The sequence below is a fragment of the Niveispirillum sp. genome (genome assembly GCF_017996735.1).
Classification (GTDB): Bacteria; Pseudomonadota; Alphaproteobacteria; order Azospirillales; family Azospirillaceae; genus Niveispirillum.
The window spans coordinates 22581-48409 of the sequence record NZ_JAGOGJ010000025.1 but is presented as its reverse complement, the minus strand read 5'-3'; the positions used below and the strand labels follow the sequence as shown (position 1 = coordinate 48409).

Annotated in this window: 23 protein-coding genes; 16 read left to right on the top strand and 7 right to left on the bottom strand. The window is 65.2% G+C overall.

The genetic code is table 11. The features are described from left to right. Position 1 precedes the first annotated feature (1 nt). From KBA48_RS10650 to KBA48_RS10595, 12 genes are all read left to right on the top strand, one after another. Complete coding sequence (locus KBA48_RS10650; protein ID WP_292906039.1) at positions 2 to 1234, top strand: CoA transferase; 1233 nt, start codon at positions 2 to 4, stop codon at positions 1232 to 1234. A gap of 3 nt (positions 1235 to 1237) precedes the next feature. Next, on the top strand, positions 1238 to 2068 hold the full coding sequence (locus KBA48_RS10645; protein WP_292906037.1) for a MaoC family dehydratase N-terminal domain-containing protein: 831 nt from the start codon (positions 1238 to 1240) through the stop codon (positions 2066 to 2068). Between the two features lie 11 nt (positions 2069 to 2079). Beyond that, positions 2080 to 3228, top strand: coding sequence for an acyl-CoA dehydrogenase family protein (locus KBA48_RS10640; protein ID WP_292906035.1), 1149 nt, complete (start codon positions 2080 to 2082; stop codon positions 3226 to 3228). Positions 3229 to 3249: 21 nt separating this feature from the next. Beyond that, the gene (locus KBA48_RS10635) at positions 3250 to 4446 is read left to right on the top strand and encodes an acetyl-CoA C-acetyltransferase (RefSeq protein WP_292906033.1); all 1197 of its coding nucleotides are present in this window, start codon (positions 3250 to 3252) and stop codon (positions 4444 to 4446) included. A 7-nt stretch (positions 4447 to 4453) separates the two neighbouring features. Then, positions 4454 to 5698, top strand: coding sequence for a CaiB/BaiF CoA-transferase family protein (locus tag KBA48_RS10630; protein WP_292906031.1), 1245 nt, complete (start codon positions 4454 to 4456; stop codon positions 5696 to 5698). Between the two features lie 28 nt (positions 5699 to 5726). Further along, positions 5727 to 6509: an SDR family NAD(P)-dependent oxidoreductase gene (locus KBA48_RS10625; RefSeq protein ID WP_292906029.1), complete on the top strand. Its 783-nt coding sequence runs from the start codon at positions 5727 to 5729 to the stop codon at positions 6507 to 6509. Positions 6510 to 6590: 81 nt separating this feature from the next. Then, positions 6591 to 7478 carry an enoyl-CoA hydratase gene (locus tag KBA48_RS10620; protein ID WP_292906027.1) on the top strand — a complete coding sequence of 296 codons (888 nt, stop codon included), beginning with the start codon at positions 6591 to 6593 and terminating at the stop codon, positions 7476 to 7478. A gap of 2 nt (positions 7479 to 7480) precedes the next feature. Continuing rightward, on the top strand, positions 7481 to 9169 hold the full coding sequence (locus KBA48_RS10615) for an acyl-CoA dehydrogenase family protein (RefSeq protein ID WP_292906025.1): 1689 nt from the start codon (positions 7481 to 7483) through the stop codon (positions 9167 to 9169). An 86-nt stretch (positions 9170 to 9255) separates the two neighbouring features. After that, positions 9256 to 10383 carry a CaiB/BaiF CoA-transferase family protein gene (locus tag KBA48_RS10610; protein WP_292906023.1) on the top strand — a complete coding sequence of 376 codons (1128 nt, stop codon included), beginning with the start codon at positions 9256 to 9258 and terminating at the stop codon, positions 10381 to 10383. A 55-nt stretch (positions 10384 to 10438) separates the two neighbouring features. After that, positions 10439 to 11068 carry a nuclear transport factor 2 family protein gene (locus tag KBA48_RS10605; protein WP_292906021.1) on the top strand — a complete coding sequence of 210 codons (630 nt, stop codon included), beginning with the start codon at positions 10439 to 10441 and terminating at the stop codon, positions 11066 to 11068. Between the two features lie 4 nt (positions 11069 to 11072). After that, the gene (locus tag KBA48_RS10600; protein ID WP_292906019.1) at positions 11073 to 11525 is read left to right on the top strand and encodes a (2Fe-2S)-binding protein; all 453 of its coding nucleotides are present in this window, start codon (positions 11073 to 11075) and stop codon (positions 11523 to 11525) included. Continuing rightward, positions 11522 to 13684, top strand: coding sequence for a xanthine dehydrogenase family protein molybdopterin-binding subunit (locus tag KBA48_RS10595; protein WP_292906017.1), 2163 nt, complete (start codon positions 11522 to 11524; stop codon positions 13682 to 13684). The genes KBA48_RS10600 and KBA48_RS10595 overlap by 4 nt, the downstream gene beginning before the upstream one ends. Before the next feature lie 78 nt (positions 13685 to 13762). Here the strand turns inward: KBA48_RS10595 and KBA48_RS10590 are convergent, their stop codons facing one another. After that, positions 13763 to 14935, bottom strand: coding sequence for an acetyl-CoA C-acetyltransferase (locus KBA48_RS10590; RefSeq protein WP_292906015.1), 1173 nt, complete (start codon positions 14933 to 14935; stop codon positions 13763 to 13765). 201 nt (positions 14936 to 15136) lie between these two features. On the opposite strand from KBA48_RS10590, the gene KBA48_RS10585 reads away from it, so the two are divergent. From KBA48_RS10585 to KBA48_RS10575, 3 genes are read left to right on the top strand one after another with little or no spacing between them, the layout of a single operon-like run. Further along, positions 15137 to 16042 carry an LLM class F420-dependent oxidoreductase gene (locus tag KBA48_RS10585; RefSeq protein WP_292906013.1) on the top strand — a complete coding sequence of 302 codons (906 nt, stop codon included), beginning with the start codon at positions 15137 to 15139 and terminating at the stop codon, positions 16040 to 16042. A 46-nt stretch (positions 16043 to 16088) separates the two neighbouring features. Beyond that, positions 16089 to 17342 (top strand): CaiB/BaiF CoA-transferase family protein, encoded by a 1254-nt coding sequence (locus tag KBA48_RS10580; RefSeq protein WP_292906011.1) that lies wholly within the window; start codon positions 16089 to 16091, stop codon positions 17340 to 17342. Then, a complete protein-coding gene (locus KBA48_RS10575) occupies positions 17342 to 18202 on the top strand; it encodes a CoA ester lyase (protein WP_292906009.1) in 861 nt (286 codons plus the stop codon). Before KBA48_RS10580 ends, KBA48_RS10575 begins: the two co-directional genes overlap by 1 nt. Before the next feature lie 122 nt (positions 18203 to 18324). Here the strand turns inward: KBA48_RS10575 and KBA48_RS10570 are convergent, their stop codons facing one another. From KBA48_RS10570 to KBA48_RS10560, 3 genes are all read right to left on the bottom strand, one after another. Then, entirely contained in the window at positions 18325 to 19068 is a 744-nt protein-coding gene (locus tag KBA48_RS10570; protein ID WP_292906007.1) for a class II aldolase/adducin family protein, read from the bottom strand. Between the two features lie 24 nt (positions 19069 to 19092). Further along, a complete protein-coding gene (locus KBA48_RS10565; protein ID WP_292906005.1) occupies positions 19093 to 20187 on the bottom strand; it encodes an LLM class flavin-dependent oxidoreductase in 1095 nt (364 codons plus the stop codon). A gap of 148 nt (positions 20188 to 20335) precedes the next feature. Continuing rightward, complete coding sequence (locus KBA48_RS10560) at positions 20336 to 20959, bottom strand: helix-turn-helix domain-containing protein (RefSeq protein ID WP_292906003.1); 624 nt, start codon at positions 20957 to 20959, stop codon at positions 20336 to 20338. A 204-nt stretch (positions 20960 to 21163) separates the two neighbouring features. Between KBA48_RS10560 and KBA48_RS10555 the strand changes: the two genes are divergently transcribed. Continuing rightward, positions 21164 to 21754: a nitroreductase family protein gene (locus KBA48_RS10555; RefSeq protein WP_292906001.1), complete on the top strand. Its 591-nt coding sequence runs from the start codon at positions 21164 to 21166 to the stop codon at positions 21752 to 21754. A gap of 55 nt (positions 21755 to 21809) precedes the next feature. Here KBA48_RS10555 and KBA48_RS10550 read toward each other — a convergent pair whose 3' ends face one another. From KBA48_RS10550 to KBA48_RS10540, 3 genes are all read right to left on the bottom strand, one after another. Next, a complete protein-coding gene (locus tag KBA48_RS10550) occupies positions 21810 to 22904 on the bottom strand; it encodes a hypothetical protein (protein ID WP_292905999.1) in 1095 nt (364 codons plus the stop codon). 168 nt (positions 22905 to 23072) lie between these two features. After that, the gene (locus KBA48_RS10545) at positions 23073 to 23885 is read right to left on the bottom strand and encodes a hypothetical protein (protein WP_292905997.1); all 813 of its coding nucleotides are present in this window, start codon (positions 23883 to 23885) and stop codon (positions 23073 to 23075) included. An 85-nt stretch (positions 23886 to 23970) separates the two neighbouring features. Continuing rightward, positions 23971 to 25827 (bottom strand): ABC transporter ATP-binding protein, encoded by a 1857-nt coding sequence (locus KBA48_RS10540; protein WP_292905995.1) that lies wholly within the window; start codon positions 25825 to 25827, stop codon positions 23971 to 23973. Positions 25828 to 25829: the final 2 nt, after the last annotated feature.

The following is a 25829-nucleotide window of genomic DNA, read 5'->3' as shown; positions in this document are numbered from 1 at the left end:
AATGTACGACATTCTGTCGGGACTGCGCGTGGTGGAAGGGGCGGCGTTCATCGCCGGACCTTCCTGCGGCCTGCATCTGGCCCAGTTGGGGGCGGAGGTCATCCGCTTCGACAATATCGGCGGTGGCCCGGATTTCCGGCGCTGGCCGGTTAGCGAAAAGGGTGACAGCCTTTATTGGGAAGGGCTGAACAAGGGCAAGAAATCCATCGCCTTGAACCTGTCCTCGCCAGAGGGGCGGGAACTGTCGCTGGCGCTGGCGACGGCACCCGGTGACAATGCCGGCCTGTTCCTGACCAATTACCCGGTCGAGGGTTTCCTGTCGTTCGAGGCGCTTTCCACCCGCCGGCGGGACATCATTTGCGCCCGGATCATGGGCTGGGCCGATGGGGCGCCCGCCGTGGACTATACCGTCAATGCCGCCGCCGGCGTCCCCTTCATGACGGGGCCGGTAGAAGCGGCGGGACCGGTGAACCATGTGCTGCCGGCCTGGGACCTGCTGGGCGGCGCCTATGCCGCCTTCGCCCTGCTGGCGGCCGAACGGTCCCGCCGGCTGACGGGCCGGGGGCGCGATATCCGTATTCCGCTCTCCGATCTGGTGGCGTCCAGCCTGTCGCATATCGGGTCCGTGGCAGAGGTGCTGGCGACGGGCACGGACCGGCCGCGCATGGGCAATGACCTGTTCGGCGCCTTTGGCCGGGATTTCATCACGGCCGACCGGGAACGCGTCATGCTTGTCGCCATCACGCCCCGCCAATGGTCGGGCCTGGTCAAGGTCCTGTCGCTGAAGGAAAAGGTGGCCGCACTGGAAGGGGAACTGGGCGTCAGCTTCGCCGCCGATGAAGGGGTACGCTTCCGGCATCGCGAGCGTCTGTTCGCACTGGTGGCGCCGGCCGTGGCGGCACAGCCGCTGGATCGCCTGGCACCGGCCTTCGATGCGGCCGGCGTCACCTGGGGCAAGTACCAGACCCTTCATGAAGCGGTGACGGGCGATGACAGGTTGTTCAAGGCCAACCCGATTTTCCAGACCCTGTCCGACCACCCGTCGGGCCTGACCTATCCGGTGTCCGGACCGGCCGCCACCCTGGCGGGGCTGGATCGTGGCGCCCTGCTGCCGGCCCCCCGGCTGGGCCAGCATACGGATGAGGTGCTGGCAACCCTGTTGGGCCTGGGTAGTAGGGAGATCGGCCGTCTGCATGATGCCGGCATCGTCGCCGGCCCGGCACAGGGGGATTGAACCATGGCCGTCACGCCCGAGGAACTGGCCCATTGGCAAAGCTGGACCGGTCGGCAGGAAACCCGCGAGCAGGTGCTGGATGCTGAGGCGCTGCGCCGCTTCGCCGCCACCATCGGTGAAAGCCTGGATGTCGAGGCGGTACAGCCGTCACTGGCGCACTGGGCCTTCTTCCTGCCCACCGTCGCCGCCGATGAGATCGGCCCCGACGGTCACCCCCGGCGCGGGGGCTTCCTGCCGCCCATCACGCTTGCCCGGCGTATGTTCGCGGCGTCCAGCATGCGGTTCGACGGCGCGCTGGCCCTGGGCGAAGCCGCCTTGCTGACCCAGACCATCGCTTCGGTGAAGCACAAGTCCGGCAAGTCCGGTGATCTGGTCTTCGTGGAGGTGGATCGCACCATCGCCCAGCACGGCGTCACGCGTGTGCAGGAACGACAGAGCATCGTCTATCGCGCCGCCGGGGAGCGCACGATGCCCGTGGTGGATGCGGACCTGACGGTGGAGGCGGGGGAAGTGACGTGGCACCCCACTCCGGTGGACCTGTTCCGCTTCTCCGCTGTCACCTTCAACAGCCACCGTATCCATTACGACCTCCCCTACACGATGCAGGAGGAGGGGTATCCCGCCCTGGTCATCCACGGTCCGTTCACGGCGGTGAGGCTGTTCGGCTTTGCCCGGCATCGTGCTGGCCGGCCGCCGGCGGGCTTCGAATTCCGGGCTGCGGCCCCGCTTTTCCTTGGACAAGGGGTGCGTCTGGCACCCGACGCGGCCCCCGGCGGGGTCCGCGCCATCCGTTGCGACGGCACGGTGGCCATGAATGCCACGGCCCGGTTTTGAGAGGCAGACCCATGGATATCGAAACCTTCGATCTGTTGCGCAACACGGTGCGCCGTTTCGTCGATGAACGCCTGATCCCGGCAGAGGATCAGGTCGAACATGACGATGCCGTGCCGCCCGCCATCATCCAGGAAATGCGCGACCTGGGCCTGTTCGGCCTGTCGGTCCCGGAGGAATATGGCGGCCTGGGTCTGACCATGAGCGAGGAGGCCGCGATCATCCGGGAACTGACCCGCGCCTCGGTGGTCTTCCGCTCCGTCATCGGCACCACGGTCGGCATCGGCTCACAAGGCATCGTCATGGACGGGACGGAGCAGCAGAAGCGTGAATGGCTGCCGCGTCTGGCAACCGGTGAAGCCGTCGCCAGCTTTGCCCTGACCGAACCCGAAGCGGGGTCGGACGCGGCGTCCCTGCGCACCGTTGCCGTGCGCGAGGGCGATTTCTACCGCATCAATGGCACCAAGCGGTACATCACCAACGCCCCGCGCGCCTCGGTATTCACCCTGATGGCGCGCACCGAAGCCGACGTGAAGGGGGCCGGTGGCATTTCCGCCTTCATCCTGCCGGCCGACACGCCCGGCATCAGCTTTGGCAAGCCCGACAAGAAGATGGGGCAGAAGGGCTCCATCACCTGCGACGTCATCTTTGACGATGTGAAGGTGCCGGCCGCCAACATTATCGGCGGCGTACCGGGTCGTGGCTTCAAGACGGCCATGAAGGTTCTGGACCGCGGCCGCATCCATATCGCTGCCGTGGCGCTGGGCATGTGCGACCGGTTGATTGACATGAGCCTACGCTACGCCATGGAGCGCAAGCAGTTCGGCCAGCGCATCGCCGACTTCCAGCTTGTCCAGGCCCTGCTGGCCGACAGCAAGGTCGATACGCTGACGACAGAGGCGCTGATGCGGTCCGTCGCCGCCAAGTTCGATGCGGGCGAGAAGGTCAGCCTGGATTGCTCCGTGCTGAAATATTTCTCGACCGAGGCCGTGGGACGCGTGGCTGACCGCGCCGTGCAGATCCATGGCGGCGCCGGCTACATGGCGGAATACAAGGTCGAACGCTTCTACCGCGATGTCCGCCTTCTGCGCATCTATGAGGGCACGTCCCAGATCCAGCAGATCATCATCGCCCGCGAAATGCTGCGTGGCGCCGAGGCATAAGGCCTGGAAGGAACCCATATCATGCGTAAAGCCGCCATCGTTTCCCCGCTGCGCACGGCGGTGGGCAAGTTCAACGGCGCTCTGGCCACTCTCCAGGCCGGCGACCTGGGTGCCGTCATCATCAAGGCGCTGGTCGCGCGCACCGGCATCGATCCGGAACGGATCGACGATGTCGTCTTCGCCCAGGGCTATGGCAATGGCGAGGCGCCCTGCATCGCCCGCTGGTCGGCCCTGGCTGCCGATCTGCCCATCCGCGTGCCGGGCTATCAGCTTGACCGCCGCTGCGGGTCGGGGCTGCAATCGGTTATCGATGCGGCCATGATGGTGCAGACCGGGGCCGCCGACGTGGTGATCGCGGGCGGCGTGGAGAGCATGAGCAATGTGGAATATTATTCCACCGACATGCGCCGTGGCGCCCGCTCCGGCTCCGTCACCATGCATGACCGGCTGACGCGTGGCCGGGTGATGTCACAGCCCATTTCCCGCTTCGGCATCATCACCGGCATGATCGAAACGGCGGAGAATCTGGCCAAGGATTACGGCATCACCCGCGAACAGGCCGACGAGTTTGCCGTCATGTCGCACAGCCGTGCGACCCAGGCCTGGAAGGAGGGCAAGTTCGCCGACGAACTGGTGCCCGTGCCGATCCCGCAGAAAAAGGGCGATCCCGTCCTGTTCGCCCATGACGAAGGCTATCGCCCCGATGCGTCGATGGAGACGCTGGGCGCCCTGCGCCCCATCGAAAAGGGCGGTATCGTCACCGCCGGCAATGCCAGCCAGCAGAATGACGCCGCCGCCGCCTGTCTGGTGGTGGCCGAAGACAAGCTGGCGGAACTGCAACTGGAGCCCATCGCCTGGTTCCATAGCTGGGCAGCCGCAGGCTGCGAGCCGTCGCGCATGGGTATCGGCCCGGTGCCGGCGGTGGAGCGGCTGTTCGCCCGCACAGGCCTGTCCTGGAAGGATATCGATCTGGTCGAGTTGAACGAGGCCTTCGCGCCGCAGGTGCTGGCCGTGCTGAAGGGCTGGGGCTGGGACGATCGTGACAAGCTGAATGTCAACGGTTCCGGCATCTCGCTGGGCCACCCGATCGGGGCCACGGGCGGGCGCATCCTGGCCAACCTGACGCGTGAGCTGCACCGCCGCGACGGGCGCTATGGTCTGGAAACCATGTGCATCGGTGGCGGCCAGGGGCTGGCAGCCGTGTTCGAGCGGGCGTGAGGCAGCGATGAGCGGTAACGCCCCGTCCCCGATGGCTCTGGCCGGCGTGAAGGTCCTGGACCTGTCGCGCGTGCTGGCCGGGCCCTGGTGCACCCAGATCCTGGCGGATTTCGGCGCCGATGTGATCAAGATCGAGGCGCCGAGGGTCGGGGACGATACCCGTAGCTGGGGCCCGCCCGACCTGCCGCGGGAGGACGGATGGGACGGGGCAGGGGAAAGCGCCTACTACCTGTCCTGCAACCGCAACAAACGTTCGGTCGCCGTCAATCTGGCGTCGGCCGACGGACAGGCGCTGATCCGCCGGCTGGCGGTCGAAGCCGACATTGTGGTGGAGAATTTCAAGGTCGGGGGCCTGAAGAAATACGGGCTGGATTATACGAGCCTGTCGGCCCTGAACCCCCGGCTGATCTATTGCTCCATCACCGGCTTCGGCCAGACCGGCCCCTATGCCGACCGTCCCGGTTATGATTTCGTGGCCCAGGCCATGGGCGGGATGATGAGCATCACGGGGGAGACGGACGGCCCGCCCATCAAGCCCGGCGTGGCCATGGCCGATGTGTCGACGGGCATGTATGCCACCGTCTCCGTCCTGATGGCGCTGCGCCATGCGGAGCGGACGGGACAGGGACAGCATATCGACTGCTCCCTGCTGGATACGCAGATTTCCATGCTGGCGAACCAGGCGCTGTCCTATCTGGTGGGGGGCAAGTCGCCGGGTCGGCTGGGCAACGCGCATCCGACGGTCGTGCCTTATCGTGTGTTCGATGCCGCCGACGGCCCCATCGTCGTGGCCGTGGGCAATAACGGCCAGTATGCGGCGCTGTGTGCCGTGCTGAATGTGCCGGAACTGGCGACCGATCCGCGTTTCGACACCAATGCCAAGCGGGTGGTGAACCGGGCGCAACTGGAGCCGCTGCTCCAGGAGATCATTGGCCGGTACAAGGTGGCCGATCTGATGGCACAGTTCCCGGCCAAGGGCGTGCCCGCCGGGCCGGTCAACACCATCGGCCAGATTTTCGAAGACCCGTTTGTGCCCGCACGCGGCGTTGTGCAGCGGTTCGAGCGGGAGGATGGGGTTGCGGTGCCGACCGTGGCCTATCCCGGCAAATTGTCCGTTACACCGGCCCGCTATGACAATCCGCCGCCGCGCCTGGGCGAACATACAAATACGGCGCTTGCCGACTGGCTGGGTCTGGCCCCGGACGAACTGGGCGCCCTGAAACAGGCCGGCGTGATCGCCGACCGCGATTGATGAACACCCGATCAGGGAGGATGAAGAAATGAAGCTCGGCAACGATATCGCCGCCATCGTCACCGGTGGTGCTTCCGGCCTTGGGGCCGCCACGGCCCGCGCCCTTGCGGCCCGGGGCGTGAAGGTCGCCATCTTCGATATGAATGAACAGACCGGCGAGGCGCTGGCGGCGGAGATTGGCGGCGTCTATTGCCCCGTCAATGTCACGGACGAGGCGGCGGTGGATGCCGGCTTCGCCAAGGCCCGCGCCGCCCACGGGCAGGAACGTATCCTGGTCAATTGCGCCGGCACCGGTAATGTCGTGAAGACGGCCAGCCGCGACAAGGCGACGGGGGAAACCAGGCATTTCCCCATCGACGCCTTCGACCGTATCGTCCAGATCAATCTGGTCGGCACCTTCCGCTGTGTGGCCAAATCGGCTCAGGGCATGCTGGATCTGGCCCCGCTGGAGGATGGAGAACGGGGTGTCATCATCAACACCTCTTCCGTCGCGGCCCAGGACGGGCAGATCGGACAGGCGGCCTATGCCGCGTCCAAGGGCGGGATCACGTCGCTGACCCTGACCGTGGCGCGCGACCTGATGAATGACGGCATCCGTGTCAATGGCATCCTGCCCGGCATCTTCGACACACCGCTGATGAGCCGGGCCGCAGACGCCGTGAAACAGTCGCTGGCCGCCTCGGTCCCGTTCCCCAAGCGGTTCGGCAAGGCGGAGGAATATGCGGCGCTGGCCCTGTCCATCATCGCCAACACCTATCTGAACGGCGAGAATATCCGCCTGGACGGTGCCATCCGCATGGCGCCCCGCTGAGCTTGGCTTTGCCATAAAACTGCACTACAGTGCAAATATAGCCGGCGCGATGCAGAGCCCCGGCAGGAAAGGGATCGGGACATGGACAGCGCCCCCCAGGAGCAGAATCCGGACCAGTTCGTCCGGTACGAGGTGAAGGATGCCGTCGCCTGGATCTGGCTGGCGCGTCCGCAATATTCCAACGCCCAGAATTACCGGATGCTGAACGAACTGGACGGCTGTTTCCGCCGTGCGGTGGAGGATGACGCGGTCAGGGCCATCGTTCTGGGTGGGGAAGGCAAGCATTTTTCCGCCGGCCATGATCTGGGCACGCCGGACAAGGACAAGCATCTGCCCCGTGAGCGTATCCATCTCTGGCCCGATCATCTGACGCGCGGCGGGGCGGAGGCGCAGTATGCGCTTGAACAGGATGCGTATCTGGGGCTGTGCCGGCGCTGGCAGGAAGTACCGAAGCCGACCGTGGCCATGGTGCAGGGGGCCTGTATTGCCGGTGGCGTGATGCTGGCCATGATGTGCGATATGATCGTCGCTTCCGACGATGCCTATTTCCAGGACCCGGTGCTGCGCATGGGTGTGCCGGGCGTGGAATATACCCCGCACCTGTTCGACCTGCCGCCCCGCATCGCGCGGGAATTCCTGATGCTGGGCCAGCGCCTGACGGCACAGCGCGCCTATGATTTCGGTGTCATCAACCGCGTCGTGCCGCGCGCCGATCTGGAGGCACAGACGGCCGCCATCGCTGCCGATCTGGCCAAACAGCCGGCCTTCGGCATGGTGCTGGCCAAGCAGGCGATGAATTTCATCGAGAATATCCGGGGCAAGCGCACCTCGATGGATGCGTTGTTCCACATCCATCATCTGGCCCATGCCCATAACCAGCTTGTCACCGGCAATCTGGTCGGCGGCATGGACGCCAAGGCCATGTCGTCGGCCAACAAGGCGGCGGCCGGCGAAGGCGGGAAGGCGTAACCATGGCGGCCATGATCCAGACAAAGACCGATGCCGTGCGGCTGCCCAACCTGACCGGCTTGCTGCGCAGTGCCGCCGGTGCCGCGCAAAGCTTCGTCACCGCCGCCCGTGTGCCCGTCCTGGCCCGTATCGCCCAGGGTGGCAAGGTCGACCGGCGGCTGGCCGATCTGGAACAGCATGTCGTCCATGGCTATGGCTGGTTTGCCGCCTATGCCGAACTGCTCAATCAGGTGGCGGGCTGGGCGGAGCGGCTGGAGGCCGACGGGCTGTTCGGGGAAACCGAGGCGCTGCTGGCCCAGCTTTTGTTCGGCGAATATGCCGCGCAACTGGCCGGCGGCATCCCCATGAACCAGGGGGAGGTGATCCGCCCCACCGACCTGACCGACGATCCGGCCACGCTTGCGGCCTTGCAGTCCCCCGCCCTGGTCCGGCTGGCACGGGCCGGCACGACGCAGGCGGTAAAGACCCGCATCGCCGAACTGATCATCGCCGCGCGCGGCCGGCCCACCATCGAACGGACCGGCCTGGACGAGACGCTGGAAATGGTCCGCGACCAGTTCCATGCCTTTGGTGAGGAAAAGATCACCCCCTTTGCCCATGATTGGCACCTGAAAGACCAGTTGATCCCCATCGAACTGGTGAACGAATTGGGGGAAATGGGCGTCTTCGGCCTGACCATTCCGGAGGAATATGGCGGTCACGGCATGGGCAAGATGGCCATGTGCGTGGTGTCGGAGGAATTGTCGCGCGCCTGGATTGGCGTCGGATCGCTGGCCACCCGGTCTGAAATCGCGGGCGAACTGATCCTGTGCGGGGGGACGGAGGCGCAGAAACGCGAATGGCTGCCCAAGATCGCGGCGGCTGACATCCTGCCCACCGCCGTGTTCACCGAGCCCAATACCGGTTCCGACCTGGGGGCGCTGCGCACCCGCGCAGTGATCGAGGGTGAGCAATATCTGGTGACCGGCAACAAGACCTGGATCACCCATGCCGCCCGCGCCGATGTGATGACCCTTCTAGTCCGCACCGACCCGGCGACCAGCGATTATCGCGGCCTGTCCATGTTGCTGGCGCCCAAGCCGCGCGGGACGGAGGCGAACCCGTTCCCGGCCGAAGGCATGAGCGGCGGAGAGATCGGCGTCATCGGCTATCGCGGCATGAAGGAGTACGAGATCGGCTTTGACGGTTTCCGCGTCGACCGCGCCAACCTGCTGGGTGGTGTGGAAGGCCAGGGCTTCAAGCAATTGATGGCGACGTTCGAGAGTGCGCGTATCCAGACGGCGGCGCGTGCCGTCGGCGTGGCCCAGGCGGGGCTGGAAACCGGCCTGTCCTATGCGCTGGACCGTATTCAGTTCGGCCGGCCCATCATCGATTTCCCGCGCGTCGCCAACAAGCTGGCGATGATGGCGGCGGAATTGCTGGGTGTCCGCCAGCTTACCTATTTTGCGGCCCGGCAGAAGGATGGCGGCAAGCGCTGCGATCTGGAAGCCGGCATGGCCAAGCTGGTGGCGGCACGCGTGGCCTGGGCGGCGGCGGACAATGCCCTGCAGATCCATGGTGGCAACGGTTTCGCGATGGAATATGGCGTCAGCCGACTGTTGGCCGATGCCCGCATCCTGAACATCTTTGAAGGGGCGGGCGAAATCCAGGCCCAGGTCATTGCCCGACGCCTGCTGGATGGCGGCAACTGACGGGACGGTGACGGGCGCCACGATTGCCGTGTAATATTCTGCAACGATGCATAAAAACACCAAGGCCCAGAGGGAGGGCAGCCAAAGTGCGACAGGGACCGCTCAGCGGGTTGAGGATCGTGGAGTTCGCCGGCATCGGGCCGGGGCCGTTCTGCGGCATGCTGCTGTCCGATCTGGGGGCCGATATCATCCGTATCGACCGCAAGGGGGCGAAGTCGGGCGGACCGACCGATGTGACGGCGCGCGGCCGGCGGTCGGTGGCGCTGGATCTGAAACGGCCGGAGGCGGTGGAAACCTGCCTGACGCTGCTGGATCAGGCCGACGCCCTGTTCGAAGGGTTCCGGCCCGGTGTCATGGAACGGCTGGGCCTGGGGCCGGATGTGGTGCTGGCCCGCAATCCGAAGCTGGTCTATGGCCGCATGACGGGCTGGGGCCAGACGGGTCCGCTGGCGCAGGCGGCGGGGCATGACATCAACTATATCGCCATTTCCGGGGCTCTGCACGCCATCGGCCCCGCCGACCGGCCGACCCCGCCCTTGAATGTGGTGGGGGATTTTGGCGGCGGTTCGTTGTATCTGGCGCTGGGTCTGCTGGCCGGCATCCTGAATGCCCGCGCCACGGGGCAGGGGCAGGTGGTGGATTGCGCCGTGGCCGAAGGGGCGGCGTCGCTGATGTCCATGTTCTATGGGCTGAAGGTGACGGGCCGCTGGAAGGATGCGCGCGGGGTGAACGCTCTGGATGGCGGCGCGCATTTCTACAACCCCTATCAATGCGCCGATGGCACCTGGATTTCCCTGGGCCCGATTGAGCCGCAATTCTACGCCCTGCTGCTGGACAAGGCCGGCATCACCGACCCGCAATTCAAATTGCAGATGGACCGCACGCAATGGCCGGAACTGCGCGACAAGCTGGCCGCTGTCATCGCCACGCGCAGCCGCGCCGACTGGTGCGCCCTGCTGGAAGGCACGGATGCCTGTTTTGCGCCCGTGCTCAGCATGTCGGAAGCGCCGCACCATCCGCACAATGTCGCGCGCCAGGCCTTTGTGGAGGTGGCGGGTGTGGTACAGCCTGCGCCCGCGCCCCGTTTCTCAGCCACCCCCGGCGCCGTACAGGGACCGCCCCCCGATGTGGGGGCGGATAATGAGGCTGCGCTGGCCGACTGGGGCATCCCGGTGGCCGCGATCACGGCGCTGAAGCAGGGTGGGGTCATGTGATCCACCTCCCTTTCCCGCCGACCTGACACAGAACGACAAGCCCAGGAGGAAGCCCATGAACCCCACCGAACGCCGCCGCGCCCTGACCAGCCTGCTTGCCGTTCCCGCCGGGATGGTGGCCGTTGCGACCGTTGCCGGTGCTGCATCCGCCCGGGACAAGGGGACCGATCGTCTGGCCCTGCTGGAAGCCAAGCAGGAGATCACGGAGGTTCTCTACCGCTACGCCCGCGGCTGGGACCGGCTGGATGAGGAAACACTGCGTTCCTGCTTCTTCGCCGATGCGCAGCACCAGCATGGCGGGTTCAAGGGCCTGTCGCAGGATTTCATCACCAAGGCTTTCCCCATGGTCGCCAAGGTGAAAAGCACCACGCACGCCATCAGCAACGTGCTAATCGAGGTGAAGGGCGATAAGGCCGTGGCCGAATGCTATTTCGCTGCCCATCACCGCCGCATGAACAAGGACGGCACGGACGAGGAGGATTACTTCCTGTCCGGCCGCTATCTGGACCGGTTCGAAAAGCGTGACGGTGTGTGGAAGATCGCGGCAAGGCGCGGTCTGAACGACCTGGAACGGGTGGAAGCGCGCGCCGACCGCACCTTCGCCACAGCCGCCCCCGACAGTTTTGGCAAGCGCAAGCCGGAAGACCCGCTTTACGCGCTGCTGGCCGAATTGAACGGGGGTTGAGGCCATGGGCGTGACGCTGCATGTGAATGGCAAGGAGAGTGTGGTCGACGCCGCCCCGGACACGCCCCTGCTCTGGGCGCTGCGCGACCATATGGGTCTGACGGGGACCAAGTTCGGCTGCGGCATGGCCCAGTGCGGGGCCTGTACGGTTCAGGTCGACGGTGTCGCCACCCGATCCTGTGTCACCCCCATCGACAGCGTCGTGGGATCGAAGATCACGACGATCGAGGGACTGGGCGGCACCCATCCGCTGCAGGTGGCCTGGGAAAAGCACAATGTGCCCCAGTGCGGATACTGTCAGTCCGGCCAGATCATGAATGCGGCGGCCCTGCTGGCTGAAACGCCCAAGCCCAGTGTGGCGGAGATCAAATCCGCCATGTCGGGCAATATCTGTCGCTGCGGCACCTATAACCGCATCATCGCGGCCATTCAGGATGCGGCGGGGGTGAAGTCATGAGCCTGGACCTGTCCCGCCGCACCCTGATCTTTTCCACTGTTCTGGCCGGGGGCGCCCTGCTGGTCGGGCGCACCGTGCCCGGACTGGCGGCGGCCAAACCCGCTCGTTTCGCTGATTTCGGCCCGTTCCTGCGTATCGGCAGTGACGGCACCATCACCATCATCGCCAAATATGCCGAGTTGGGCCAGGGCGCGCAGTCGGGCATGGCGGCCCTGGTGGCGGACGAACTGGACGCCGACTGGTCGAAGGTGAGGGTGGAAACGGCCCCGGCCGATCCCATCACCTATGGCCGCCCGGCCTTCAAGATGCAGATCACGGGCGGATCAGCCAGCATCAGCGACAGTTGGCTGGAACTGCGTCGTACGGGGGCCGCGGCCCGCGCCGTCCTGCTGGAGGCGGCGGCGGCGCAATGGCGGGTGCCGGTGGCCGACCTGTCGGTGACCAACGGCACCATCGCCCATGCCGCATCAAAGCGCAGCGCCCCCTTCGCCCAGTTCCTGGAGGCGGCGGCGAAACTGACGCCGCCCACCGATCCCGTGCTGAAGCGGCCGGACCAGTTCCGCCTGATCGGGACGGAGAAGGTCACCCGCCTGGATGCGCGCGCCAAATCCAACGGTACGGCCATCTTCACCCAGGATGTGCGCCTGCCCGACATGCTGGTCGCCATGGTCGCCCATTCCCCGCGTTTCGGCGGCGTGGTGAAGTCGTTCGACGATAAGGCCGCCCGCGCCGTGCCGGGCGTGGTGGATATCTTCCAGATCCCGTCCGGCGTGGCGGTTGTCGCCCGCGATACCTTTTCGGCAAAGACCGGGCGGGAGGCGCTGAGCGTCGAATGGGATGACGCCCAAGCCGAAACCCGGTCATCCGACGCCATCCAGGCCCAGTATCAGGCCATGGCGGCGGGGCAGGCAAAGGCCGATTGGGCCCCCTTCGTCACCAAGGGAGACGTGGCCCCGGCGCTGTCCGGTAAGGGGCGCATCGTCACCCTGGATGTCGCCATGCCCTTCCTGGCCCATGCCACCATGGAGCCGATGAATTGTGTGGCGCAGGTCGATGGCACGCGGTGCCGCCTGACCTTTGGTACGCAAAGCCACACGGCGGATCAGCGCAACATCGCCCGCCTGCTGGGCGGCAAGCCGGAAGAGGTGGAGATCGTCACCCTGCCGGCCGGCGGCAGTTTCGGCCGCCGCTCCGTTGCCACGTCGGATTACCAGAAGGAGGCGGTATCGATCGCCCGCCATGTCGGCGGCTTCCGGCCCGTGAAGCTGGTCTGGACGCGGGAGGATGATATGGCCGGCGGCTATTACCGGCCGCTGACCCATCACCGCGCCCGTGTGGCGCTGGACAAGGATGGCTATCCCACGGCCTGGGAACACCGGCTGGTCACCGCTTCCCTGCTGCGCGGCACGATGTTCGAGGCGGCGATCAAGAACGGGGTGGAACGGCACGGTGTGGAAGGGGTGATCGACAGCCCCTATCTGGCTGCCGTTCCGGCCGTGGATGCCCGTGTCTTCCACCCGCCGGAAAAGATCCCCGTGCTATGGCTGCGGTCGGTGGGCGCCACCCATACCGCCATGGCCATGGAACATATGGTCGACCAGTTGGCCCGTCAGGCCGGCATCGACCCGGCAACCTATCGCCGCACACTCTATACCCGCGCCAATGCGACATCGCATCTGGCGGTGCTGGAGGCGGCGCTGGAAAAATCCGGCTGGGGCAGCCCCCTTGAATCGGGCTGGGCGCGCGGGTTGGCCGTGCATGCCTGTTTCGGGTCAACGGTGGCCAATGTCGCGGAAGTATCGCTGGAAAACGGTGAGCCGCGTGTGCGCCGGGTGACGGTGGTGGTGGATTGCGGCACGGCCGTCGCCCCCGATCAGGTGCAGGCCCAGATGGAAGGTGGGCTGATGTACGGCCTGTCCTACAGCCTCTATGGCGAGGTGAAGATCGTCGATGGCGTGGTGGAACGCACCAATTTCGACAGCTATCGCGTGCTGCGGATGGAGGAGGCGCCGCAGGTTACGGTGCATATCCTGCCCTCAACCCAGCCGCCGACAGGCGTGGGCGAACCCGGCACCCCCGTCATCGGCCCCGCCGTCGCCAATGCCATCCTGGCCCTGACGGGCAAGCCGGTGACGCGCCTGCCCCTGGTAAGGGCCTGATCGGCGCCGTTTCCGCCTGGCACTCCCTCCCCCTCGCCCGTTTTCGCCGGGGGAGGGGGAACAAACTCCACCGTTTTTTTAAAGCCGCTCTATAATCGTCACGTTGGCCATGCCACCGGCCTCGCACATGGTTTGCAGGCCGTAACGCTTGCCATGGGTGTGCAGCGCGCTGACCAGGGTGGTCATCAGTTTGGCGCCGCTGCCGCCCAGCGGGTGGCCCAGCGCGATGGCGCCACCATGCATGTTCAGCCGGGCGGGGTCGGCATCGAACGCCTTGGCCCAGGCCAGCGGTACGGGGGCGAAGGCCTCGTTCACCTCGTACAGGTCGATATCGGCGATGGACAGCCCAGCCTTCGTCAGCGCCTTTTCCGTGGCCGGGACCGGAGCTTCCAGCATGATCACGGGGTCATGGCCCAGCACGCTCATCTGATGGATGCGGGCGATGGGGTTGGCGCCCAGCCGCTTCAGCCCGGCTTCGTTCACCACCAGCAGGGCGGCGGCCCCGTCACAGATCTGGCTGGCATTGGCGGCCGAAATCACCCCGCCCTCTTGCAGCAGTTTCACCGACCCGATGCCTTCCAGCGTCGCGTCATGGCGGATGCCCTCGTCCATGTCATGCTGTACCACGCTGCCATCGGCCAGCGTCACGGCCAGCGGCACGATCTCATCCTTGAACAGGCCGGCCTTGGTGGCGGCGCTGGCGCGCTGGTGGCTTTGCAGGGCGTAACGGTCCAGGTCATCCCGGCTCAAGCCATATTTCTTCGCCAGCATCTCTGCACCCTTGAACTGACTGAACGGCGTGTCGGGATAACGCGCCTCCAGCCCCGGACTGCGATAGGTGCCATAGCCATGCTGGGCCGGCAGGGTCCAGGGCAGGCCCATGGGCACGCGGGTCATGCTTTCCACACCGGCCGCGATGACGATATCCATCTGCCCGGCCATGACAGTGGCCGCAGCGAAATGCAGCGCCTGCTGCGACGATCCGCACTGCCGGTCTACAGTGGTGCCCGGCACGCTTTCCGGCAACCCGGCCGACAGGGCGGCATAGCGGCCGATATTGGCGCCTTGTTCGCCACCGGGGCAGGCGCACCCCATGATCACATCCTCGATGGCGGCCGGGTCGGCGCCGGACCGTTCCACCAGCCCGCGCAGCACGGCGCCGGCCAGGTCGGTTGGGTGCCACCCGGCCAGCCGGCCGCCCCGCTTGCCGCCGGCGCTGCGGGCCACGGCGACGATAAATGCTTCAGCCATCGGTCACTTCCTCACTGCATTTTATGGGATATTCTGGGCTTGGCATTTTCTAAAAATTGCCATCCAGGTTAGAATTCCATTGCCATCAACCTGCGTCAAGCGCATTATCCAAATGAATTAGGGCGGTATCCGCTCCGGGAATCCACAGGCTTGCCCGGCGCCGCCCGCCGAAATCAAAAGCCACCGCTGGGAGGATAGAACATGATCGCCGGTCTGAAGCTGGGCACCAACCTGTACCGCTTCCCGAAATTCGGCCCCGATGTGGCGCCGCTGATCGAATTCGTGAAACAGTCGGAAGCGCTGGGCTTCGACCGGCTGCGCCTGCTGGATCATGTCGTCGGCATCAATGCCGAAAAGCATGGCGGCATCGCCCAGACCCCCTATACGGACCAGAGCACGATCCGGGAAGTGTTCACGCTGATGGCCTATCTGTCGGCCGTCACCACGAAGATCCATTTCGTCACCGGCGTGCTGGGCCTGCCGCAGCGTCAGACCGTGCTGGTCGCCAAGCAGGCGGCAGAGGTCGATATCCTGTCGGGCGGGCGGCTGACGCTGGGCGTGGCTGTCGGCTATAATGAGCCTGAATTCAATGCCATGGGCATGAATTTCCACGATCGCGGCAAGCGGTTCGAGGAACAGGTGGTGGTCCTGCGCCGTCTTTGGCAGGAAAACGACGTCACCTTCCATGGCGAATGGCACAAGTTCGACGATGTCAGCCTGTCGCCGCGCCCCATCCAGCGGCCGATCCCGCTGTTCTTCGGCCTGGGCCGCAAGATCGCGCCGATCCCGCCCGATGTGGTGTTGAAGCGTGTGGGCCGCATGGCCGATGGTTGGCTGCCCATCTTCGCGCCGGGGGCGGAAGGGGCCAAGGCCGTGGCAACCATGGAGAATGCGGCCATCGAGGCCGGGCGCGACCCGAAATCGATCATCATGGAAATGACGGTGGAAACGGCCGGCCTGTCCCCGAACCAGATCCTGGACGAGGTGAAGTCCCGCCGCGATTTCGGCTGCACCCACATCAATTTCAGCCTGCCGGGCGACAATGCGGTCGAGCATATCGAGGCGCTGAAGCGGCTGGCTGACCTGCTGCACGGGGCAAGCATCTGAGGGGGCGCTGCTCCCCCATCTTTCCCGTCATAAACAGGACCAGACCATGTTCGATCTTCTGAAGGGCGTGCGCGTGCTGGAGTTCGGCATCCTGCTGAACGGCGACCTGCTGGGCATGCTTCTGTCCGACCTGGGGGCCGAGGTCATCAAGGTCGAGGAGCCCGTGAAGGGCGACTATATCCGCGACATGCTGGGCATCATCACGCCCCACCACAGCCCGGCGCATCTGCAGGTCAACAAGAACAAGAAAAGCGTCACCATCAATGTCAACACCCCGGAGGGCAAGCATGCCTTCTTCGAGTTGTTGAAGACGGTCGACATCTTCGCCGACGGGCTGCGCGGCGGCGCGTGCGAGGCCATGGGTATCGGGTACGAGGCGCAGAAGGCAGTCAAGCCCGACATCATCTATATGGCTAATACCGGCTTTGGCATGACCGGCCCCTATGCACGGCTGGGTGCGCATGGTTATTCCATGCTGGCCATCGTCGGCGGCCTGCCGGCCAAGAAGGATGCGGACGGCTTCGTTGATCGCTGTGGGAACGAGGGGGACCTGTTCGGCGGCATCAAGGGCGGGCCGGGCGGCCCCTATGCCGTGATGGCCGGCTTGGCGGCCCTGTGGCGGCGACAGCAGACGGGGCAGGGTGCCTATATCGACGTGGCAGCGTCGGATGCCAATCTGGCGACAAGCTGGATGGCCGCCGTCACCAACCTGAACTATGACCGCATCACCGACCTGACGGGCATGGCCCCGCGCGGCACGCCCAATGACGGCTGGCCCGCCGGCTCCATCCTTTACGCGCTCTATGAGGCGAAGGATGGCCGCTTCATCATGTTCTGCGCCATCGAGCCCAAATTCTGGTACAATTTCTGCGACGCGATCGGCCGTGCCGACCTGCGCGATGTCATCCGCACCGACATCCCCGTCGATTACGGTATCGACAAGCCGTGGCTGCGTGCCGTGCTTGCGGAGATTTTCCGCGAACGCGATGCCAATGAATGGATGCGCATCGCGCTGGAAAAGAATGTGCCGCTGGCCGTAGCCAATACGCTGGATCAGGTGCCGACCGACCCGCACAACCGGGCACGTGGCATCCTGTTCGATGGCGACCATCCGCGCGCCGGCCCCTTCACCTATGTGCGCTATCCGGCCATCATCGACGGGCAGCATAGCGGTGTGGAAATACCGGCCCCGCTGCTGGGCGAACATACCAACGATGTCTTGGCCGCCATTGGCCTTAGCGCGGCGGAGATCGCCGCCGCTCAGGTGACCCCGCCCCGCAAGCGCAAGGATCCGGTTTGATGGTGCGGCAAGGTTGGTGTTCCCTGCTGTTCGTGCCCGCCGACGATGCGGTGCGGCGGGAGAAGGCGGCCCGGGCCGGGGCCGACGCCGTCATCCTGGATCTGGAGGATGGGGTCGGGTCTGCCAACAAGGCGGATGCGCGGGCGGCCGTGGCCCCGGCGGCGGCGGCCGTCGTCGCGGCGGGACCGGACTGCGTGGTGCGGATCAACGGCAATTGGCAAACCGCCATGGACGATCTGCGTGCCGCCGTGTCCGCGCCCGTCCGGGCCATCATGGTACCGAAGGCGGAAAGCGCCTCCCGCCTGATCGTCCTGGCAGAGATGCTGGCAGAGTTGGAGGCGGAACGCGGATTGCCTGTGGGCCATACCAGCCTGATCGCCCTGATCGAAAGCCCGGCCGGCCTGATGGCCCTTCCGGAGATTGCCGCCTGTCCGCGTGTCATCGGTCTGGCGTTGGGGCCGGAAGATCTGGCCGTGTCTCTCGGCGTGGCCCCGAGCCCGATCCTGCTGGACCTGCCCGCCCGGCAACTGGCGCTGGCCGCCGCCAGCCGGGGGCAGATGGCACTGGCGGTTCCGCTCTCCATCGCCGTATTTCGGGATGTCGAGGGCTATGAGGCTGCGGCGCGTCAGGCGGCGGCCTTTGGTGTCACCGGCGCGCTGTGCATCCATCCCAATCAGGTCCGTGTCGCCAACGCCGTCTTCCGCCCGTCCGACGCTGAGCAGGTGCAGGCGGCCCGCATCGTTGCGGCGTGGGAGACGGCGCAGGCTGAGGGACGGGCCGTAACCACACTGGACGGCGTCATGATCGACCGGCCCGTCGTTTTGCGGGCGCATGCCGTTCTGGCGCGCGCCCAGCCTTGACAAGCTTCAGGGGCGATCGGCGGCCGCTGCGACAAGAAAGGCGCGGATATCAAGGACCGTATGCCACGACCCTTGATATCTGCGCTGTTCCAACAGAGTCGGCCGCGCGACCCTCTATCCTATCATTCCGCCGCAGCCAGATGGATGGTGCCATCATCGTCCACGGTGGCGGTGGACGGGATCAGGCCGCCCATGCGCCATTGCTGCTGCAACACGCCGGGGCCGAAGGGCTTTGACCCGCCCAGGGCAGCGGCGGCCAGGATCTGGAAATGTGCCCCTTCCTCCAGGAACAGGATGGTGTTGGCCAGATCGATGATGCCTTTCCGGCTCCACACGGTGGCACCGCCATTGGCCTCGATGATGCCGGGGACTTCTGTATCCTTGGCGATGCTGTCCAGGATAAAATCCACCTCCGCCTGGCGGCGATTGATATAGACGGGCAGGCTTTCCGTCTTGCGGAAGCGGCGGTTGGGCACGTAAAGCAGCGGCAGTTCCAGATGTGCCTGTGAATAGGCCCCCAGATGCGGGGTGTGGACATGGCTGATGACGACGACATCGTCATGGGTGCGGAACAGCTTGGTGTAGCGCCCACCGCCGGGACCTGCGCTCTTACCCAGATAGACGGTGCCGTCGAAGCCGACGACACTGGTCTTAACCTCGTCCAGATCATCGCCCCAGGGGCCGGCATAGTTGAGATTGACCAGGATCTGGCTTTCGGGCAAGCGGATGGTGAAGCCTAATGTGCCGGACGGGGAGATGGTCCGCGTCTCGCGCAGGACGCGGAAGGCCTTGCGGGCATCCTTCTGGGCCTGGGTGACAAAGGCAAGCTGTTCGGCCGTCAGGCCGGTGGCGACGGTGTCGGTCATTCTGATCTCCGATGAGCGTAGATGTCAGGCCGCTTTGGCGGCGTCGAGCAGGGCGCGGATGCGGGGGATCACATGCTCACCCACGCGGTACGCCTCTTCCAGATGAGGGTTGGCGCCCAGGATGAAACGGTCGATGCCGGCGCGTGCATAGTCGGCGATGGTGGCGGCAATGGTGTCATACCCGCCGACCAGACCCACGCCTTCCTCCCCGCGCAGGGCGGCAAAGCCGGCCCATTGGTCATCGCTGCGGCGGAAGCTGTCGAAGCTGGGCCGTTCAGCCTGTTCCCCGGACAGGCGCTGCACCCGCCGGCCCGCCGCTTCCCACTGCCGGCGCAGATGCTCCCACGCGGCCTCGTCCGAATGGCGGGTGATGATGTCGGCGGCCAGCGCGAAACGCACCTCGCGCCCATCCGCGCGGGTGCGGACATCGGCGATCCGGGCCTTCAACTCGTCCAGCGGCGCCGGGGTCAGCAGATAGACATCCGCATGGCGGCCGGCCAGAGCCAACTCACCCTCCGTATCGCCGGACAGGTGGATTTCCGGCAGCTTCTGTCCGGCCAGCGGACCGGCGAAACCGCCCTTTTCCACCTCGTAATAGGTGCCCTTGTAATCGAAGGGCGCTTCGTTCCAGAAGCCCTTGACGATGTCCAGGAATTCTCCCGTGCGGGCCACCTGTTCTTCGCGTGACCGGCTGCGGCCGTGCCAGGCCCCTTCCTCGCCATCATCGATATGCAGGTGCCAGGCGAGGCGGCCCGTGGTCAGGCGCTGGAAGCTGGTGGCGATCTTGGCGGCATAGACGGGGGCGATGAATTGTGCGGGGAAGGAGGGCAGCAGCTTCAGCCGCCCGACCTCCCGCGCCAGTGCGCCTGCCACGATCAGCGGCTCTTCCCCGCCCGATGTCTGCGGGATCGACAGCCCGTCAAAGCCTGCCAGTTCCGCCGCACGGGCCACCTGCACCAGCAGGTCATAATAGGTGAAGCCGTCGCGGCCCGTGCCGGTGCGGGCATAGTCACGCTGGTGACCGGCGGGATGGGCATAGTCGCCCCGGTTCCAGTCCTGGCGGTCGGCGGCGCGGCCATCACCCTGGGGCGGAAGGCGCCAATAGAACTCGATGCTCATCGCGGACACTCCATCCAGCCCGCCTCCGGTCCCCTGGACCTCCAGCGCGGCTTCCGTTATATTGGAGAAACTGTCCGCTAAATTCACACCATCGCGGATGGTGTGTCAATATATTTTACAGTCCGTTGTTATGTTGGATTTCATAATTTCACCCGACCGCCTGGGCATAGGTGATGACCATGTACATCACCGCTTCCTCATCCCCGGGATTGGCGTAGGAATGGGGCAGGTCGGCGTTGAACCAGGTGGCGTCGCCAGCGTCGAGCGTCACATGTTCGGTCCCGACACTGATTTCGATGCGGCCCTTGGTGACCACGATATTCTCCACCGTGCCGGGTGCGTGTGCGCTGGCCTTTTCCAGGCTGCGCGGCTTGACCACCAGTTCATAGAATTCCGTCTTGCGGTCGCCCTCGAAGGGAAACAGGGCGCGCGAGGTGAAGCTGCCATCCTTGGAGGTCAGCAGCTTGGCGTCGGCGGCCCGCATCACGCGCAGATTGGCGCGTTCGCCCCCACCCATCAGCGTGGAGAAGGGGATGTCCAGCGCCGAGGTGATCTTCCACAACAGGCCGATGGTCGGCATGGACCGGCCGGTTTCGATCTGTCCGATCATGGCACGGCTGACCCCGGCGGCCTTGGCCAGCGCCTCCAGCGACAGGCCGCGCTTGGTTCGGATGCGCTTCAGGTTGGCGCCGATCAGCTCCCCCAGCTCATCCGCGCTGGCGTCGGGCTTCACGGCTTCCAGCGTATCGTCCAGCATCTCGTCCTTGGCCATGGCGCACAGCCTTCCACGCAGTAAGGGTTGTAAGGACAGCATGGCACAGGATGCAAAAACGTCCACTATATTTTACAGACGTATGCTATAGCATCCGTTCAATATAGCAGCATGACCCCGGCCCTTCCGCCGCTTTGCGGTGTACCCAGCCGGCCGGGGTTTTTCAAGCCATCCCCCCACATTCCCAACCGTCGGAGCCATTTCATGTCGAATGCTGTTCGCACCGCTGTGCATCCTGTCTCCCCCCTGTTTCTGGAGCGCTGGTCGGCCCGGTCCCTGACGGGGGAGGCGATTGACGAGGCGGATCTGCTGACCCTGTTCGAGGCGGCGCGCTGGGCACCGTCCGGGTTCAATCAGCAGCCCTGGCGCTTTGTCTATGCCAGGCGGGATACCGACCATTTCCCGCTGTTCTTGAACCTGCTGGCCGAAACCAACCGGCCCTGGGCGGAGAAGGCGGCGGCCATCGTGTTCGTGCTGTCGGAAAAGCGGTTTGAACGCAATGGAGAATGGCATGACAGCACGTCCCACGCTTTCGATACCGGTGCCGCCGCGTTCAGCCTGTCGCTGCAAGCCAGCATCCTGGGCTGGAACACCCGTACCGTCGGCGGCATCAACCGTGCCGATGCCAAGGCGGCTCTGGGCGTGCCCGATGATTACAGCATCAATGTCGCCATTGTCATCGGACGGCGTGGGACGGTCGATGACCTGCCGGAGAAGTACCGGGCGCGCGAGATTTTGACCGACCGTCTCCCGCTGGATCGGATCGTGGCGGAAGGCCGCTTCGCGACAGCGTGATAATGGGGGCAGTTGAATGGGAAGGGGGGCCGTCGCGCGGGCGGCCCCCCCTTTGTTACGCCCGGCTGTTCAGCAGCTTTCGCGCCGCTTCCAGCGGGCGCGGATCGGCCCAGGCGCGCAGGTCGAAATCATGGTCCAGGAACCCATGGACCCAGAGGAACTTCTTCTGTTGTTCGAACAGGGTCAGACGTTCATCCGACAGGTCCGGATGCAGGTTCTTGTGGAAATCGGGGCCATAGGCCTCGGTCACGGCATCGCGGCTGCCGCGGGTTTCGGATTGCAGGATATCCTTTACCCCGTCCAGGTTACCCGCTGCCCAGTCGGCGGCGCGCAGGGTCTGGGCCAGGAAACGCACCACCAGATCGAAATGGTTTTCCAGCAGGTGGTTGTTCACCGTGATGGGGCGCGGCGTGCCATTATTGACGCGGAAGCGGCGTTCCGGCAGCCGGTCCAGATCAATGCCGACGACGACGCCATGCTGCCGCGCCGCATCCACGGCCGAAGCACCCTTCACATAGATGGCGTCAACCTTGCCCGCCACCAGCGCATCCAGCGCCCACAGCCCGCCCAGCGCGCCGACGCGGTCATCCCCGCCGGCCAGATCGCCCCGGCCATTGCCGCGACCCGACGCGACCTCCACGAACTCGACATCGTCAAAGGTCAGGCCGGCATAGGACAGCGCGCCCTTGTAGCCGTGCAGCGACATGCCGCGCGCGATGGAGGTACCGCGCACATGGTCGGGGATGGGGTTTTCATTATAGGAGGGCAGGGCCAGACGCTTGCCCTTCAGATGCTTGGCTTCGGTAATGCCGCTGTCGGGGCGGACCAGGATAGACTGCCATTCATCGATCCAGGTCAGGCCGATCAGGCGCGTCGGGGCCCCCTGCGCACGGGTCCCCAGTGCCAACATATTGCCCCCCTCGCGGATCAGGGAGGTCAGGGCATGGTCGTAATGATGGCGGCGAAGCTGATGCTGGCCGGTTTCCTGAAGCGTTTCCAGGTCGATCTTGTCCCCGGCGAATTCTTCACCCAGCCAGCCCAGCTTATAGGCGAGGCCCGTGGCCGTGGGCACGGGGCAGCGGGTGAACCAGATCTTGTCCAGGGTGGTTGCGGCGTCGGCACCGCTGGCCGGGGTATGGATGTCGGGCATGGTCGTTTCCTTATGGCTGCAAGGCGGGCACAGGGGGACCGGCAACGTCGGCGGCATCGCGGACGAAGGGGCGGGCAAGGCTGTGCGGAGGATCGGATAACTTAACGAACAAATTTCTAATATATTGGAATTATCAGGGCAAGGGAAAAGACGCGACCGCCCTGTTCCTCATACCGGCCTGGGCAAGTCGGCAGGGGCCTGATAATCGCCCACCACCCAGATGAAACTCTGGATATCGATCCAGTCCTGTGGGGCCAACGGCGCCAGCGCGGCGTCGGTCTGCCGGGCCAGGTCGAGCAGGCTGTCATAGACGCCGGTTTCCAGGCGTGGACTGTAATCATGGGCGAAACGATGCCCGACCCGTTCCGCGAAGTCCTTGGTGACTTCCGGTTTTAGGAACATGTGTGCCTTGGGGCACCAGAGGAAGGGAAGATAGGTAACAATGGTCCATTTGGCGCAATCATGCGGCTTCAGGATGCGCTCCAGGACACCGAGCATCGACCGGTCACCTTGGGCAAACCCGGCGGCGGCGCGGATGAACGCATCGGCGGACTTCCCGCGCAAGAGTTCTTGTAGCCGCGTCTTCTCGAACGGGGACAGAAGGTTGGTGCGCTGGAACACGCGCAGCACCTTCTCACCCATGTCCTGGCTCTCCAGTGCCTGCGCGAGCGGCAGCGCGTCGCCCAGCAGCTTGAGCGCCCCCTCCTTGTAGTTGCGCTCCTTGTCTAGGAAGGCAGCATCCTTAAAACCGTTTGGAAAGAATTTCTGGAAATGGGTGATGGCCCCATCGAAACCGAAATATCGCGGACTGGATTGTGCCAGCTTGTTCAGAAGAATTTGCCAGACCTCATCGGCCGAGAGGCCCTCGATCATCGCAAGCCGGGTCTTATCAGGACCGAAGATCAGTCCGACATGGATATCATTCTTCAAGACGATCCGTAGTTCATGTTTGTCGACCATGGCTGTCCGGATCGTCTTCATTCTCAATCCTGTTGAGAGATAATCGTTACCATTTCATTATAGCCGGGGTGCCGCACCAGCTCTAGGAAAATGCGTTCTGGCGACGTCACGCCGCTGGCAACGGTCCAGACGTGAGGCCCAGCGCGTTGGCCTCATACGCCCGGTACAGCCCGGCATAGGCCCCACCGGCACCGATCAGGGCCTGATGGCTGCCGATTTCCACCACGCGGCCCTGGCGGATGACCGCGATGCGGTCGGCATCGCGGATGGTGGCCAGACGGTGGGCGATGATGATGGAGGTGCGGCCCTCGCACAGGCGGCGCAGCGCCCGCTGAATGCGGCGTTCGGTATGGACATCCACGGCCGACGTCGCCTCATCCAGCACCAGCACGGCCGGGTCGGCGATATAGGCACGCACCAGACAGACCAACTGACGCTGACCCAGGCTGAGATGGCTGCCCATGGGGCCGACGGGCGTGTGGTAGGCCAGCGGCAGGGCTTCCAGCACCTCATCGGCGCCCAGGTCACGGGCGGCTTCGATCAGGTCGGCGTCGGTCGCGTCGGGCCGGGCCAGGCGCAGATTGTCCAGGATGGTGCCGCCGAACAGGACATTGTCCTGCAACACCACGCCGACATGCCGGCGCAGGCTGCGCTGTGACAGGTGGCGGACATCATGGCCGTCGATGGTGACCGCCCCGCCATTGGCGTCGTAAAAACGGGTCAGCAACTGCACCAGCGTGCTTTTGCCGTGACCGGTAGGGCCGACAATGGCCAGCACTTCGCCGGCCTGGATATGCAGGTCCAGTTCCCGGATCACCGGTTCGGGACGGCGCGGATCATAGGCAAACCGGACATTGTGGAAACCGACATCGCCACGCACCGCCGGCAGATCGACAGCGTCTTCCGCGTCCACAATATCCGGCTTGGTGTCGAGCGTCAGGAAGATGCGCTGGGCGCAGGCGGAGCCATTGGCATAGCGTTCGAACAGGTCGTTCAGTTCCTGCAGTGGCCCTAAGAACTGAAACACGAAGAACAGGCTTTGTGCCAGTTGCCCCGCCGTGATTTCGCCCAGCGCCATGCCGCGCGCGCCGACCACCAGCATGATCGCCATGCCCGTTGTGGTCAGCAGGGCCGTGAAGGGGGCGAACCAGCCTGTCTTGATATTGCCGCTGACCAGCGCCCAGGAGAAATCCCGCACCAGCCAGGAATAGCGGTCCCCGTTCTGCTTTTCCCGCACCATCTGCTGGATCAGCCGCACGCCGGAAACGCTTTCGACCAGATGGGCCGTGAAGCGGCTACGGGCTTCGGCCACCCGTGCCCAGCGGCTTTGCGAGATATGCTTGAACAGCCAGGTGGCGCCGACCAGCACCGGCACGATGGCGGCCAAAGACAGGAACAGGTCATGGCTGATCGACCAGAGCAGCTGGCCCGCCAGACCACAGCGCAGCAGGGCCGACAGCAATTCCGGCGGCCCCTGGATCAGGAGCGGTTCCAGAGTGTCGACATCGCGATCGACGCGGGAAATGATGCGACCGGCCTTGGTCCGGTCGAAATAGCCGACGCTTAACCCCTGCACATGGGCGAAGACCTGGATACGCAGGCTGTTCAGCACGCGCAGCGCCGCGGTGCTGGCCAGATAGCGCGAGAGGCCGCCTAGCGCGAAACGTACCGTCCATGTGGCGAACAGGCCCAGGCTGGCCCACAGCACCACCTGGGTTTCCGCTTGCCAATGGCTGCCGACCTTGATGAAGCCATGGTCGATGACATAGCCGATGAAGAAGGGGCGCAGGAATACGGCGATGGCCAGCAACGCCTCGATCCCGATCACCGCGGCGACGCGGTGGCGGACGGGGGCCAGCAGGGGCAGCAGGCGTTTGGCCATGGACCGGTTCAGCGCCTGCTTGGCCAGATGTTCCTCAATCTCGATATCGGACAGGGCCTTCAGGCTGCGGTTGGGTGGCATCG

Bases quoted from the DNA above. Each gene is read 5' to 3' on its own strand.
- KBA48_RS10540 (WP_292905995.1), bottom strand. From the start codon at position 25,827: ATGCCACCCAACCGCAGCCTGAAGGCCCTGTCCGATATCGAGATTGAG.
- KBA48_RS10600 (WP_292906019.1), top strand. From the start codon at position 11,073: ATGGGCGTGACGCTGCATGTGAATGGCAAGGAGAGTGTGGTCGACGCC.
- KBA48_RS10585 (WP_292906013.1), top strand. From the start codon at position 15,137: ATGATCGCCGGTCTGAAGCTGGGCACCAACCTGTACCGCTTCCCGAAA.
- KBA48_RS10555 (WP_292906001.1), top strand. From the start codon at position 21,164: ATGTCGAATGCTGTTCGCACCGCTGTGCATCCTGTCTCCCCCCTGTTT.
- KBA48_RS10635 (WP_292906033.1), top strand. From the start codon at position 3,250: ATGCGTAAAGCCGCCATCGTTTCCCCGCTGCGCACGGCGGTGGGCAAG.
- KBA48_RS10570 (WP_292906007.1), bottom strand. From the start codon at position 19,068: ATGACCGACACCGTCGCCACCGGCCTGACGGCCGAACAGCTTGCCTTT.
- KBA48_RS10640 (WP_292906035.1), top strand. From the start codon at position 2,080: ATGGATATCGAAACCTTCGATCTGTTGCGCAACACGGTGCGCCGTTTC.
- KBA48_RS10575 (WP_292906009.1), top strand. From the start codon at position 17,342: ATGGTGCGGCAAGGTTGGTGTTCCCTGCTGTTCGTGCCCGCCGACGAT.
- KBA48_RS10650 (WP_292906039.1), top strand. From the start codon at position 2: ATGTACGACATTCTGTCGGGACTGCGCGTGGTGGAAGGGGCGGCGTTC.
- KBA48_RS10630 (WP_292906031.1), top strand. From the start codon at position 4,454: ATGAGCGGTAACGCCCCGTCCCCGATGGCTCTGGCCGGCGTGAAGGTC.
- KBA48_RS10550 (WP_292905999.1), bottom strand. From the start codon at position 22,904: ATGCCCGACATCCATACCCCGGCCAGCGGTGCCGACGCCGCAACCACC.
- KBA48_RS10560 (WP_292906003.1), bottom strand. From the start codon at position 20,959: ATGGCCAAGGACGAGATGCTGGACGATACGCTGGAAGCCGTGAAGCCC.
- KBA48_RS10595 (WP_292906017.1), top strand. From the start codon at position 11,522: ATGAGCCTGGACCTGTCCCGCCGCACCCTGATCTTTTCCACTGTTCTG.
- KBA48_RS10565 (WP_292906005.1), bottom strand. From the start codon at position 20,187: ATGAGCATCGAGTTCTATTGGCGCCTTCCGCCCCAGGGTGATGGCCGC.
- KBA48_RS10625 (WP_292906029.1), top strand. From the start codon at position 5,727: ATGAAGCTCGGCAACGATATCGCCGCCATCGTCACCGGTGGTGCTTCC.
- KBA48_RS10605 (WP_292906021.1), top strand. From the start codon at position 10,439: ATGAACCCCACCGAACGCCGCCGCGCCCTGACCAGCCTGCTTGCCGTT.
- KBA48_RS10620 (WP_292906027.1), top strand. From the start codon at position 6,591: ATGGACAGCGCCCCCCAGGAGCAGAATCCGGACCAGTTCGTCCGGTAC.
- KBA48_RS10580 (WP_292906011.1), top strand. From the start codon at position 16,089: ATGTTCGATCTTCTGAAGGGCGTGCGCGTGCTGGAGTTCGGCATCCTG.
- KBA48_RS10545 (WP_292905997.1), bottom strand. From the start codon at position 23,885: ATGAAGACGATCCGGACAGCCATGGTCGACAAACATGAACTACGGATC.
- KBA48_RS10645 (WP_292906037.1), top strand. From the start codon at position 1,238: ATGGCCGTCACGCCCGAGGAACTGGCCCATTGGCAAAGCTGGACCGGT.
- KBA48_RS10615 (WP_292906025.1), top strand. From the start codon at position 7,481: ATGGCGGCCATGATCCAGACAAAGACCGATGCCGTGCGGCTGCCCAAC.
- KBA48_RS10590 (WP_292906015.1), bottom strand. From the start codon at position 14,935: ATGGCTGAAGCATTTATCGTCGCCGTGGCCCGCAGCGCCGGCGGCAAG.